Origin of the sequence: Streptomyces sp. NPDC087420 (assembly GCF_044744165.1) — a bacterium.
In the GTDB taxonomy this organism is placed as follows: Bacteria; Actinomycetota; Actinomycetes; order Streptomycetales; family Streptomycetaceae; genus Streptomyces.
The window spans coordinates 378412-390096 of sequence record NZ_JBIUXU010000005.1 but is presented as its reverse complement, the minus strand read 5'-3'; the positions used below and the strand labels follow the sequence as shown (position 1 = coordinate 390096).

Annotated in this window: 12 protein-coding genes; 4 read left to right on the top strand and 8 right to left on the bottom strand. The window is 72.0% G+C overall.

Annotated elements, in window-relative coordinates; translation table 11 throughout:
* Positions 1-13 precede the first annotated feature (13 nt).
* From ACIO1C_RS12630 to ACIO1C_RS12620, 3 genes are read right to left on the bottom strand one after another with little or no spacing between them, the layout of a single operon-like run.
* Positions 14-802 (bottom strand): amino acid ABC transporter ATP-binding protein, encoded by a 789-nt coding sequence (locus ACIO1C_RS12630; RefSeq protein WP_401861814.1) that lies wholly within the window; start codon positions 800-802, stop codon positions 14-16.
* Positions 799-1707: an amino acid ABC transporter permease gene (locus ACIO1C_RS12625; RefSeq protein ID WP_401861812.1), complete on the bottom strand. Its 909-nt coding sequence runs from the start codon at positions 1705-1707 to the stop codon at positions 799-801. Before ACIO1C_RS12625 ends, ACIO1C_RS12630 begins: the two co-directional genes overlap by 4 nt.
* A complete protein-coding gene (locus ACIO1C_RS12620; RefSeq protein WP_401861809.1) occupies positions 1704-2585 on the bottom strand; it encodes an ABC transporter substrate-binding protein in 882 nt (293 codons plus the stop codon). The genes ACIO1C_RS12625 and ACIO1C_RS12620 overlap by 4 nt, the downstream gene beginning before the upstream one ends.
* A gap of 143 nt (positions 2586-2728) precedes the next feature.
* Here ACIO1C_RS12620 and ACIO1C_RS12615 point away from each other — a divergent pair, with 143 nt between their 5' ends.
* Together ACIO1C_RS12615 and ACIO1C_RS12610 are read left to right on the top strand one after the other, a co-directional pair.
* Positions 2729-3508 (top strand): class I SAM-dependent methyltransferase, encoded by a 780-nt coding sequence (locus ACIO1C_RS12615; RefSeq protein ID WP_401861806.1) that lies wholly within the window; start codon positions 2729-2731, stop codon positions 3506-3508.
* Between the two features lie 91 nt (positions 3509-3599).
* Positions 3600-4442, top strand: a complete 843-nt coding sequence (locus ACIO1C_RS12610) for a class I SAM-dependent methyltransferase (RefSeq protein ID WP_401861803.1) — start codon at positions 3600-3602, stop codon at positions 4440-4442.
* Positions 4443-4518: 76 nt separating this feature from the next.
* Here the strand turns inward: ACIO1C_RS12610 and ACIO1C_RS12605 are convergent, their stop codons facing one another.
* The 5 genes from ACIO1C_RS12605 to ACIO1C_RS12585 all read right to left on the bottom strand — a co-directional run bounded on the left by ACIO1C_RS12605 (position 4519) and on the right by ACIO1C_RS12585 (position 9789).
* A complete protein-coding gene (locus ACIO1C_RS12605) occupies positions 4519-5532 on the bottom strand; it encodes an alcohol dehydrogenase catalytic domain-containing protein (protein WP_401861800.1) in 1014 nt (337 codons plus the stop codon).
* 121 nt (positions 5533-5653) lie between these two features.
* Positions 5654-6688, bottom strand: coding sequence for a serine hydrolase (locus ACIO1C_RS12600; protein ID WP_401861798.1), 1035 nt, complete (start codon positions 6686-6688; stop codon positions 5654-5656).
* Between the two features lie 150 nt (positions 6689-6838).
* Positions 6839-8107: a D-arabinono-1,4-lactone oxidase gene (locus ACIO1C_RS12595; RefSeq protein WP_401862185.1), complete on the bottom strand. Its 1269-nt coding sequence runs from the start codon at positions 8105-8107 to the stop codon at positions 6839-6841.
* Between the two features lie 192 nt (positions 8108-8299).
* Entirely contained in the window at positions 8300-8866 is a 567-nt protein-coding gene (locus tag ACIO1C_RS12590) for an NUDIX hydrolase (protein ID WP_401861796.1), read from the bottom strand.
* An 83-nt stretch (positions 8867-8949) separates the two neighbouring features.
* Positions 8950-9789 carry a helix-turn-helix domain-containing protein gene (locus ACIO1C_RS12585; protein ID WP_401861794.1) on the bottom strand — a complete coding sequence of 280 codons (840 nt, stop codon included), beginning with the start codon at positions 9787-9789 and terminating at the stop codon, positions 8950-8952.
* A gap of 162 nt (positions 9790-9951) precedes the next feature.
* Here ACIO1C_RS12585 and ACIO1C_RS12580 point away from each other — a divergent pair, with 162 nt between their 5' ends.
* Together ACIO1C_RS12580 and ACIO1C_RS12575 are read left to right on the top strand one after the other, a co-directional pair.
* Entirely contained in the window at positions 9952-10806 is an 855-nt protein-coding gene (locus ACIO1C_RS12580; RefSeq protein WP_401861792.1) for an SDR family NAD(P)-dependent oxidoreductase, read from the top strand.
* 83 nt (positions 10807-10889) lie between these two features.
* The gene (locus ACIO1C_RS12575) at positions 10890-11648 is read left to right on the top strand and encodes a sulfite exporter TauE/SafE family protein (protein WP_401861789.1); all 759 of its coding nucleotides are present in this window, start codon (positions 10890-10892) and stop codon (positions 11646-11648) included.
* Positions 11649-11685 lie beyond the last annotated feature (37 nt).

Genomic DNA, 11685 nt, shown 5'->3' with positions numbered 1-11685 from the left:
CGGACCGCTCCCCTCAGAGCCGGCCCGCCTCCACGATCCGGCGGAGGAACTGCTGGGTGCGGTGCTCGCGCGGTGCGCCGAAGACCTCGGCCGGTGTGCCGCGTTCCAGCACCACGCCGTCGTCCAGGAAGCACACCTGGTCCGCGACCTCCCGGGCGAAGCCCATCTCGTGGGTGGCCAGCACCATCGTCATGCCCTCGCCCTTGAGGTCCCGTACGACCGACAGCACCTCGCCGACCAGTTCGGGGTCGAGCGCCGCCGTGATCTCGTCGAGGAGCAGCAGCCGGGGCCGTACCGCCAGCGCCCTGACGATCGCCGCGCGCTGCTGCTGGCCACCGCTGAGGCGGTCCGGGTACTCCCCCGCCTTGTCGGCGAGGCCGAGCCGGGCGAGCAGCTCGCGTGCGCCCGCCTCCGCCTCGGCGCGCTCGACGCCGAGGACCCGGCGGGGGGCGAGGGTGACGTTCTGGAGGACCGTCATGTGCGGGAAGAGGTTGTACGCCTGGAAGACGACGCCGATACGGCGGCGCACCGCGTCCGGGTCGGCCCGGGGGTCGGTGATCTCCTCGCCGTCGAGGAAGATCGCCCCGTCGTCGATCTCCTCCAGGAGGTTGGCACACCGCAGGAGTGTCGACTTGCCCGAGCCCGAGGCGCCGATCAGCGCCGTCACGGTGTGCTGCGGGACGTCGAGGCTGACGTCCCGCAGGATGACGCGGTCCCGGCCGAAGGTCTTGCGTACGGACTCCAGCCGCAGCACGGGGGTGGCCCTGTTCAGGTCGCTCCGGTCGTTCCGGTCGGCCGTCATACGGTCCCTCCCTGCGCGCGCCGGCGGTCCATCCGGGCCGTGACCCAGTCGGTGAAGCGGGTCATCGGGATCGTCAGCGCGACGAAGACGAGGCCCGCGACCACGTACGGCGTGTAGTTGAAGTACTTCCCGGCGATGATCTGCGCCGCGTAGACGGCGTCGACCGCGCCGGCGATCGACACGAGGCCCGTGTCCTTCTGGAGCGAGACCAGGTCGTTGAGGAGCGGGGGCACCACGCGCCGTACCGCCTGCGGGAGCACCACGTACCGCAGCGTCTGCGGCCCGGAGAGCCCCAGCGAGCGGGCGGCGGCCCGCTGCGAGGGGTGGACGGACTCGATGCCCGCGCGGAAGACCTCGGCCACGTACGCGGAGTAGGTCAGGACGAGCGCGGTACCGCCGAGGACCACCGGGTCGTTGGTGACGCCCTGGAGCCGGAGGGCCGGTACGCCGAAGACGACCATCAGCAGGCAGATGATCAGGGGCAGTCCGCGGAAGAAGTCGGTGTACGCGGTGGCCAGCGCGCGGACCGGGAAGAAGACCGGGCCGCGCAGCGTGCGGGCGACGGCGAGCAGGAGGCCGAGCAGGAGGACGCAGACGCCACAGATCGCCAGCAGCCGCAGGTTGAGGAGCAGGCCGTCGAGGACGTCGGGCAGGGCCATGCGGGCGTACTTGGCGCTGAAGAACGTCTCGCGGGTGCGCTGCCAGCCGGGTGAGCCGGTGATGACGACGAACAGGACGCCACCGGTGACCAGGGTGGAGAGGGCGGCGATCGCGGTGGCGCGGCGGGCCCGGACCCGTTTGAAGCGCTCGCGCTCCAGCCGCCGTGCCGAAGGGGTGTACGTGTCCCCGCCGGCGCTCCCCCCGCCGTCCTCGCCGCTCTCCTTGCGGATGGTGCCAGTGGTCACTTGAGCACCGGAGCGTCCACCGCGTCCGACAGCCACTGCTTCTCCAGGTCCGCGAGCGTGCCGTTCTTCCGCAGCCCGTCGACGGCCCGGGTGACGCAGGAGGTGAGCTCGCTGCCCTTGTCGAGGACGAGCCCGAACTGCTCCGTGGCACCGCCCGCGTTGGGGAATTGGCCGACGACCTCGGCGTCCGTCACCTCGGCGCCGGTGATGTAGAAGGCCGTCGGCAGGTCCACGACGATCGCGTCGACCTGCTTGTTGCGCAGCGCCGACTTGGCGAAGTCGTTCTTCTGGTACACGGCGGGCTTCTGCCCGGGCTTGATGACGTCGTTGATCGTGTCGAGGCTGGTGGTGCCGACCTGGGCGCCCAGCTTGGCGCCCTTGAGGTCCGCGATCGTCTTCGCCTTCGCGTACGGGGAGCTCTTCAGCGCGATGACGGCCTGGCGGACGTCGTAGTAGCCGGACGAGAAGTCGACGGCCTGCTTGCGTTCGTCGCTGATGGAGACCTGGTTGATGTCGAAGTCGAAGTCCTTGGCGCCCGGCGAGAAGGAGTTGTTGAAGGGCACCGTCTGCCAGACGACCTGGTCCTTGCCGTACCCGAGTGCCTCGGCGACGGAGTACGCGACGGCGGACTCGAATCCCTTGCCGTTGGCCGGGTCGTCCTGGAACCAGGGCGCGTACGCCGGTTTGTCGGTGCCGATCGTCAGCTTGCCCGCGGTGTGCGTGGCCAGCTTCCCCTTGTCGCAGGCCGGCGCGGTGGCCGAGGTTCCGGGGGACGCCGCGTCGTCGGACGTCGAGTCGTCCTGCGGGGCGCAGCCGCCGACGGTGACAGCGGCGGCGACAAAGAGGGCGGGAAAGCCGATTCGGGCTCTGAGGTGCATGGCGGGAGAATTGCACTCCACGGGCCGCGCTGTCGAGATCACCTGATTGTGATCGTATGAAATTCCACCGATGTGTGTTTTCTTCACGCCCGGACCCGCCCCCGGCACCGGAACCGCCGCGTACGCGACTACGCTCCTGAGTGATGTTCACCCCCCAGGGCCCGACCCTTCGCGAACTCGCCGTCCAGGCGCTCTCGTCCATCGAGCACGGCTACGACCTGCTCGCGCCCACGTTCGACCACACCCCGTTCCGCACACCGGAGCGGGTGCTGGACGCGGTGACCCGGGCGGTACGGCCGCTCGGCCCGTTCCGTACCGGCGTCGACCTCTGCTGCGGCACCGGGGCGGGGGTGGGGGTGCTGCGGCAGGTGTGCGAGGAGCGGGTGACCGGGGTCGACTTCAGCGCGGGCATGCTCGCCGAGGCCGCGGCCCGGTTCGGTGACGAGGGTGAGTTGCTCGGTGACGAGTTTGCGTATCCGCGCCCCGGCCCCGCCGTCGAGTGGGTACGGGCCGACGCCCGCGCCCTCCCCTTCACCTCGGCCTTCGACCTGGCCGTGAGCTTCGGCGCGTTCGGGCACTTCCTGCCCGCCGAGCGCCCCGGCCTCTTCGCCCAGGCCCACGCGGCGCTGCGACCCGGGGGCCTGTTCGTCTTCCCCGTACCGGCGCCGCCGCCGGTCGGCTCGCGGCTGTACTGGACGCTGTGGGGCTTCGACGGCGTCATGCGGCTGCGCAACCTCGTACGCCGTCCCTCCTTCGTGATGTACTACCGCACCTTTCCCCTGCCGGACGTCCTGGCCGATCTGACCCGGGCCGGCTTCACGACCGAGCTGCTCCCCCTCCCGGACCTGGGCGAGCGGCCCGACGGAACGCCGCGGGGCGCGCTCATGGTCGCGCGCCGGGGTGGATCGGCGCATTCGCGATAGCGCTCGGCCGCTGCCCGTTCGGCGGTCACTCCGGGTGGGCACGGTTGAATGGGAGAGGCACACGGCAGGCGAACACGGGAGGACCAGCGCCATGGACCACGGGACACCACGAACGGTCGCGCTCTCCGCCGTCCCGGAGACGCTGCTGTGGAATCTCTACCACCGCTCGTTCGCGGCCCGGCAGCCGCTCGCCGCGTTCGAGGACCCGCGCGCGGTCACGCTCGTGGACTCCATCGGCTATCCCTTCGAGGAGACGTTCGGGCCGCCGAGCCCGTTCCTCGCGCAGGGCCAGGCACTGCGGGTGCTGACCTTCGACTCGGTGGTACGGGACTTCCTCGCCGAGCACCCCGACGGCACGGTCGTCGCGCTGGGCGAAGGCCTGGAGACCCAGTTCTGGCGGGTGGACAACGGGCGCGTGAACTGGCTCTCCGTCGACCTGCCCGAGACGGTGGCGGTCCGGCGGGACCTGCTGCCCGACGGTGAGCGGCGCCGTACGCTCGCCTGTTCCGCCCTCGATCCCGCGTGGATGGAGGAGGTCGACACCTCCCGGGGTGTCCTCGTCACCGCGCAGGGACTGCTGATGTACCTGCGTCCGGCCGAGGTGCGGGAGCTGATCGCCCGCTGCGCCGAGCGCTTCCCCGGGGGCGCGCTCGTCTTCGACGCGGTCCCGCGCTGGTTCAGCGCGCGGACGGCCCACGGCGGGATGACCACCGTGCAGGGCTACACCACCCCGCCGATGCCGTGGGGCATGAACGCGGGCGAGCTGCGGAAGGTCTTCACCGCGCATCCGGGCATCAGCGAGGTGCGGGAAGTGCCCGTCCCCCGCGGTCGCGGCGTGTTCTTCGGCACGGTGGCCCCGCTCGCGCGGCGTGTGCCGGGCGTACGGAACCTGCGGCCGACCATGACCGTTCTGACGCGTTTCGCACCGCGCTGACCGGAGCGGACGCGGAAGGGCCGGTTGCCGTGCTCGGTGCCGGCGACCTCGACGATCGCGGCGCGCGGACGGGCCCTCAGCCGAACGCGATCACCGAACGGCCGTGGGTACGGCGGCCGGTCGCCAGCGCGTCCACCGCGGCGGGTGCGTCGTCCAGGTCGATCGGGGTGATCTCGGGGAGGATCCCGTGGGTGGCCGAGAACGCCAGCGTGTCGCGCAGGTCGTGGGGGGAACCGGACGGGCTGCCCATCACCCGCAGCCGGCTGAGGACCATCGACTGGCTGGGCACGGTGACCGGCCCGGAGTCGTATCCGCAGAAGACAAGGGTGCCGCCCGGGGCGAGGCCGCCCACGGCGGCGTTGCCGGCCGCGGTGGAGGGGGCGGCGTTCAGGATGACGTCCGCTCCCCCGTCCCACTGCTTGAGCGCCGCGGCCGGGTCCGTCTCGGCGCCGGCCACGAACAGCTCCGCGCCCAGCTCCTTCGCCCGGTCGTCGCCCGAGCGCGAGCGGCCGACCACGGCGACGCGGGCTCCCATGGCGATCGCGTACCGAATGGCGAGGGCCCCGATGCCGCCCGCGCCGACCACCGCGACGCGGGAGCCCGCGCGGGTGCCCGCCCGGCGCAGCCCGTTGAACGCGGTGAGGCCCGCGCACATCAGCGGGGCCGCCGCGACGGGATCGAGCCCGCTCGGCAGCGGGGTGACAAACGCGCCCTTGAACACGCCGTACTCCGCGTAGCCGCCGTCGGCGACGACACCGGTGATCCGCTTGTGGGGGCAGAGGATCTGGTCACCGCTGACGCAGTAGTCGCAGGAGCCGTCCGAGTCGTAGAGGAACTGCGCGCCCACGGCGTCACCGACACGGTGTCCCGCCACGCCGTCGCCCACCGCGGCGATCGTTCCGGTGATCTCGTGGCCGGGGATCACCGGAAACCGGGCGAAGGGATACTCGCCCTGGATCAGCCTGAGGTCGGAGAAACACACCCCACACGCGGTCATCTTGACGAGGACTTCCCCGGTGCCGATGTCCGGGACGTCCCGCTCGACCCGGGACAGCGGCGTGTTCACCGCGTTCGCAACAACTGCACGCATGCTGGAAGCACCCCATCCACGACGACGACATAGGCGGTATGTCTTCATTGTCGCGAGATGTGCGCATTCGTGCAGAGGCTGTCGCCCAGGGCGTCTCAGCGGCCGTGGGCGCGCGGGCGAATCAGGTGGTCAGAGCCGATACGGCCGACTTCGCCGCCCTCTCCACCAGCGATATCCCGCTTCCCATCGAGACATTGCCCTTCGACACCACCGCGACCAGGTAGGCGTGCCCGTCCACGGAGACCTCCCCGATGCTGTTGATGTCCCACAGGCCGGTCGCGCTGCGCGGCAGCCAGCCGTTCTTCAGCCCCACGGTCCTGCCCGCCGCCGAGACCCCCCAGTCCTGGCCGTCGGCTATCCGGCCCATCAGCGTCCGCGCGTAGGACCGGGACGAGGCGGTCAGCGGGGATTCCTCGCCGAACACCGCGGAGAGCAGTATCAGCTGGTCGGGGGCGGTGGTCTGGGTCAGTCCCCACAGCCCGCCCGCGCCGGCGGTTGTCCCCTTGAGTCCCAGCCGGCGGTTCGCCGCGTCCAGACCGCCGGCCCCGCCGATGATCCCCCACAGCGCGTCCGTCGCCGCGTTGTCACTGACGCGGATCATCGAGGACGCGTACGACTTCTCCGCAGCGGTGAGCCCACGGTGCTCGTCCTGCGCCTTGAGCAGCAGGGTCGCCAGGATGTCGACCTTGACGATGCTCGCCGTGTCGTACGTCCGGCCCGCCTTGACTCCGTACTGCGCCCGGCTCGTGTCGTCCAGGTCCACCACCGCCACGGACAGTGAGGCCGAGGTGGACGCCATCGTCTTGTGGAGCTTCGCCGAGAGGAGGGCGTCCCGGTTCGCGGGCACGACAGCCCGCGCCGTACTCCTGGAAGCCTGAGGTGAGGGCGACGGGGACGGGACCGACGAGGTGCCGGGGAACAGGGTCTGGAGCAGGGGTACGACCCCGGAGGGCGAGGCCGGTGCCGAGGCGGGCAGGCTCAGCGTCCCGAGGCCGCCCACCCGCAGTTCCGACTCAGGGCGGCTCTGCGCCGACGCGTCGAACCCGCTCACCACCGCGCAACCGGTCATGAGCAGGACCACCGCCGAAGAGGTGGAGAGGGCGGGGCGGCGCCGCACGGAGGACGTGGGGCGCCGCGCGGAGGGAATGCGGGGCATGTCGCGAGGTTAGGAACCGAAACTGGGTCCCGGCTATGCCCCAGGTAAAAATCCGGTGACAAATCACATTCCGGGCCGGCCGGGGACACCTGGGATTCGGACCTGCCAGCAGGGGACCTGTCAGCAGCGGACCCGTGAGCGGTGGAGCCGTCAGCGGGGGAAGTAGCGCGCGATCAGCTCGTTGCGGAACACACCTGCGGGATCCAGCCGGGCGGTCAGCCGCTCGAAGTCGCCGTAGCGCTCGTACAGCTCCCTCATCCGCTCAGGACCGGTCGTGAACAGCTTGCCCCAGTGCGGCCGCACACCGAACGGGGCCAGTGCCTCCTCGATGGCGCCCAGCACGGGGGTGACGGCCCCGGTGTCGGGGATCCAGGTGAAGTGGAAGGCCACCGAATCGCGTCCGTACGCCGGGCTCAGCCACAGGTCGTCGGCCGCGATCGTCCGGATCTCGCCGACCTGGAGGACGGGCGCGATCCGGTCGCTGATCCGCGCCAGGGCGTCGAAGGCGGCCGGGCCGTCCTCGCGCGCCACGAAGTACTCGCTCTGGAGCTCGTCGCCGTTGCTCGGGGTGAATTCGGGCCGGAAGTGCGGAAGCCGCTCGTGCCAGGGCCCCGGGACGCCCGACTGGGGAGTGCAGGTCGCCGGGTCCATGCCCGGCACGGGGTGGCGGGGGCCGTCGGCCAGGGTGGCGCCCAGCCACCGGCCGGGCGCCCGGTCCTCGCCATACCCGGGCCCCGAACCGGCGGCGGTGTCGCCGGCCCGCTGCTTGAGCCAGACCTGGGCCTTCTCGTCCGACTGCCAGCGGGTGAACACACTGACGCTGTACGCGGCGGACAGGACATCGTCGAAACGCTCACGGAGGCGTGCGTACGGCAGCCCGTCGTACACCCACTGCCTGACGTCGTAGGACGGTACGAGATCGAGTGTCATCCGGGTGACGACGCCGGTGGCCCCCAGCGCGACCACCGCTCCCGCGAAGTTGTCGTTGTTGTCGTCGTTGTCGTCGCCCCGGCGGAGGTGGCGCAGCCCGCCGTCGGCGGTGACGAGGTCCATCGCGCGCACGGCCGTGGCCAGCGAGCCGTTGCCTATACCGGAGCCGTGGGTGCCCGTGGCGCAGGCACCGGCGACGGAGATGTGCGGGAGCGAGCCGAGGTTGTGGAGCGCGAGGCCCGCCGCGTGCACGGCCCCGGTGAACGCGGCGAAGCGCAGGCCTGCGCCGACCGTCACCGTCAGGGCGTCCGGGTCGACCTCCACGGTCCCGGGCAGCCCCGCCACCGACACCAGGTCGCCGGTGGTGTCCGCGAGGGTGTTGAAGGAGTGCCCGCTGCCCAGCGCCCGTACCCGGTGGCTTCCCGCGACGATCTCCCGCAGGTCGTCCACCGTGGTGGGGCGGTGCACCCGCGCCGCGCGGAAGGCGATGTTGCCCGCCCAGTTGGTGAGGGGCTGTGCGGTGAGGGGCTGGCCGCCCGGGACGTCGGACCGGCCGGGCGTGCGGGGCACGGTGTTCTCCTTCGCTGCGTCGTACGTACGGGCCGGGCCCGTCCGTACGTCCTGCTTCGTCGTCTCGCAGCACTCTGGCACGCCCGGATCCGGGGCGGTGCCCCGCCCCTGTCAGCGTGCGGTGACGGCGAGCAGCCTCTCCACCCGCCGGATCGTGTCGCGGACGTTGGCCAGCGCGGTGTCCTCCACGGCCTCGGCGGGGGTCAGCCAGCGCAGGGGCGCGTCGGGGTTCTCGGGACGCGCTTCGTCGGGTCGGGCCGTGGCCAGGACGAAGCGCAGGTCGGCGTGTTCGTGGGCCGGTTCGTCGCCCCGGGCGGGGACGGGCACCACGGCCACGTGGACGAGCGACGCGTCCGGCCACGGCGTCAGGTCGGTGAGCCCGGTCTCCTCCGCGCCCTCGCGCAGGACGACGCCGAGGGGTTCGCTCTCTCCCGGGTCTCCGTGGCCGCCGACCTGCAACCACGACCGCATGCCCGGGTGCCAGCGCATCAGCACCCGGCCGCTCGGCGGGTGCACGATCAGCGCGGAGGCCGTCGTGTGGAGGGGGGTCGAGCGGAGCCATGGATCCGGCGCGGTCCCGGCCAGTTCGCGGACGCGCCGTACGTCGGCCGCCTCCGCCGGGTCCTGCGCGCGGTATCCGTCCAGCGCCTTGATGATCGGTGTGCCCACAACGTCCATTCCGAGGAGCGTACGGACGCGGGCGGGCCGGTGTCCTGCGAATATCCGGGCCCCGGCCCCACCGGTGTCCGCCGGTGTGCGGCTCAGCGCTCGGCGAGATGCGCGCCGACCACGGACAGCAGCTCCAGCCGCCGCTGCGCCTGCGTGCCGGGGGCCGCGGTGAACACCGCGAGCACCTGCGACCTGCTCTCCTCGATGAGCGCCTGGCAGTCCAGTTCGACCACCCCCACCTCGGGGTGGCTGATCCGCTTGCGGCGCCCCCGGAGCACACCGACCTCGTGATCGGCCCAGATCCCCGCGAACTCGTCGCTCTCCGCCCGCAGCCGGGCCACCAGGGCCCGGGACCTCGGGTCCTGCCCGCGCCGTACGAGCGCCGCACGCAGGTCGGCGACCATCACCCGGCTCTCCTCCCGCTGTTCCTCCACCGCGTACCCGGACCGGGCGCCGGGCTCGGTGAACCACCGGTAGACACAGCTGCGCGCCGCGCCCGTACGGTGCTCGAAGTCACCGAACAGCGCCCTCGCCAGGCGGTTCTGCGCGAGGGTCTCGCCGAGATCCGTCATGACCTGCGCCGGGGTGTCGTAGAGCCGGTCCAACATCCGCAGCAGCGCCGGGCTGACGTGCTCGCTCGCCGCGTGGCGTTCGGGGATGTGCTGCCCGGCCAGCCGGAAGAGGTGGTCCCGCTCGTCCAGGGTCAGCCGCAGCGCCCGGGCCAGGGACAACAGCAGGACCGGGGAGGGCTGGGGCGCGCGCTGCTGTTCGAGTCTGGCGTAGTAGTCGGTGGACATCGTGGCCAGTGCCGCGACCTCCTCACGCCGCAGCCCGGCCGTCCGCCTGCGGACGCCCGGTCCGAGCCCGACGTCCGCGGGCCGGAGCGCTTCCCGGCGGGCCCGCAGGAAATCAGCCAGTTGAGCTCTGTCCATGTGTCCAGTATCAGGGGCTTCGCCGCACTCAGCCAGGGATCGCCGATCCCTGGACAACCGCTCTCTGCCGCACGGGCCGTGGACGGCGGAGGCTGGAGGCCCGGCGCCGGGAATCCGGCGCCGGGCCGCAGGACACCCCCCGGACCCGCAGGAGCCTTCCCCATGAGCGAGACCACAGCCCGGACGACGAGCGGGAACACGCCCAAGACGTGGTTCATCACCGGCACTTCCCGGGGCTTCGGCCGGCACTGGGCCGAAGCCGCCCTGGAGCGGGGCGACCGGGTCACCGCGACCGCCCGGGACCTCACCACGCTGGAGCCGCTCGCCGAGCGGCACGGCGACCGTGTGCTGACCCTCGCGCTGGACGTCACCGACAAGGCGGCGGTGGACGCGGCGGTGAGCCGGGCCGCCGAGCATTTCGGCGCCCTCGACGTCGTCGTGAACAACGCGGGATTCATGCAGTTCGGAGCCGTCGAGGAGGTCGGTGAGGAGCAGGCCAGGCAGCAGATCGAGACCAATTTCTTCGGCGCGCTGTGGGTGACCAAGGCCGCCGTCCCGCTGCTGCGGGCGAGGGGCGGCGGAAGCATCATCCAGGTCTCCTCCGTAGGAGGTGTCCTGGCCTTCCCGACCCTGGGTCTCTACCACGCGTCCAAGTGGGCGCTCGAAGGCCTCACGCAGTCCCTCGCCGCCGAGGTCGCCGGGTTCGGGATCCGGGTGACGCTGGTCGAGCCGATCGCGTACGGCACCGGCCTGCTGGAGAACGGTGTCCGGGCGACGGCCGATCCGGCGTACGACCCGGCCCGCGCCGCCCTCTACGCCGGGGCGGACGGACTGGTCACGGGCGACCCCCGGGACACCCGCGACGCCCTCCTCGAACTCGCCGACAGCGCGGCCCCGCCGCTGCGCGTCTTCCTGGGCCGGGGCGGCCTGGAGATCCTGCGGGAGGAGTACGGCCGGCGTCTCGACGGCTGGGAGAAATGGGACGACCTGTCCCGCCGCGCGCAGGGCGGAGTTTGAGCCAGGGAGGGCTCTGACGGCCCCGTCCGCGCGGTGCCCGGCGGACGCCCCGCAGGCAGGAAGGCATACCATCACTTCCCGGCATGGACATATCGTGGTGGGGATTCGCGGCACTGGCGGCGGCGGCGACTCTGGTCGGCTTCTCGAAGACGGCCGTGAGCGGAGCCAACACCGTCAGCCTGGCCGTGTTCGCGACCGTCCTGCCGGCGCGTGAATCGACGGGTGTCCTGCTGCCCATCCTGATCGTCGGGGACGTACTGGCGGTCCTGACCTACCGGCGGCACGCGCACTGGCCGACGCTGTGGCGGCTGTTCCCCGCGGTCGCGGCGGGGGTCGTGCTGGGCACGGTGTTCCTGCTCCTGGCGGGGAACGACGCCGTCCGTACGTCCATCGGGGCCATCCTGCTGCTGATGGCCGGCGTCACGATGTGGCGGAGGCGCGGCGGGGCGGAGACCTCGGCGGCGGTGCCGGCGGCGTCGTCGGCGGGCGGGCGCGTCAAGGCCGGTTCGTACGGGGTGCTCGGCGGCTTCACCACGATGGTCGCCAACGCGGGCGGCCCGGTGATGTCGATGTACCTGCTCTCCGCGGGCTTCCAGAAGCTGGGCTTCCTCGGCACCTCGGCGTGGTTCTTCCTGATCGTCAACACGACCAAGGTCCCGTTCAGCGTGGGGCTGGGCCTGATCGACGTCCACTCCCTGCTGCTCGACGCCGTCCTGGTCCTGTTCGTCCTCCCCGGCGCGTACCTCGGCAAGATCTGTGTGAACCGCATCGACCAGCGGCTCTTCGAACGTCTCGTGATCGGGGCGACCGTGCTCGGCGGGCTGCAACTGCTGCTGCGGTGACACGCCCTGGGGCGAAAGTGGCTGCCGGCGCCTCGTA

Excerpts from the sequence above, each read along its gene's own strand:
- ACIO1C_RS12630 (WP_401861814.1), bottom strand. The coding sequence starts at position 802 with ATGACGGCCGACCGGAACGACCGGAGCGACCTGAACAGGGCCACCCCC.
- ACIO1C_RS12620 (WP_401861809.1), bottom strand. The coding sequence starts at position 2,585 with ATGCACCTCAGAGCCCGAATCGGCTTTCCCGCCCTCTTTGTCGCCGCC.
- ACIO1C_RS12615 (WP_401861806.1), top strand. The coding sequence starts at position 2,729 with ATGTTCACCCCCCAGGGCCCGACCCTTCGCGAACTCGCCGTCCAGGCG.
- ACIO1C_RS12610 (WP_401861803.1), top strand. The coding sequence starts at position 3,600 with ATGGACCACGGGACACCACGAACGGTCGCGCTCTCCGCCGTCCCGGAG.
- ACIO1C_RS12605 (WP_401861800.1), bottom strand. The coding sequence starts at position 5,532 with ATGCGTGCAGTTGTTGCGAACGCGGTGAACACGCCGCTGTCCCGGGTC.
- ACIO1C_RS12600 (WP_401861798.1), bottom strand. The coding sequence starts at position 6,688 with ATGCCCCGCATTCCCTCCGCGCGGCGCCCCACGTCCTCCGTGCGGCGC.
- ACIO1C_RS12590 (WP_401861796.1), bottom strand. The coding sequence starts at position 8,866 with ATGGACGTTGTGGGCACACCGATCATCAAGGCGCTGGACGGATACCGC.
- ACIO1C_RS12585 (WP_401861794.1), bottom strand. The coding sequence starts at position 9,789 with ATGGACAGAGCTCAACTGGCTGATTTCCTGCGGGCCCGCCGGGAAGCG.
- ACIO1C_RS12580 (WP_401861792.1), top strand. The coding sequence starts at position 9,952 with ATGAGCGAGACCACAGCCCGGACGACGAGCGGGAACACGCCCAAGACG.
- ACIO1C_RS12575 (WP_401861789.1), top strand. The coding sequence starts at position 10,890 with ATGGACATATCGTGGTGGGGATTCGCGGCACTGGCGGCGGCGGCGACT.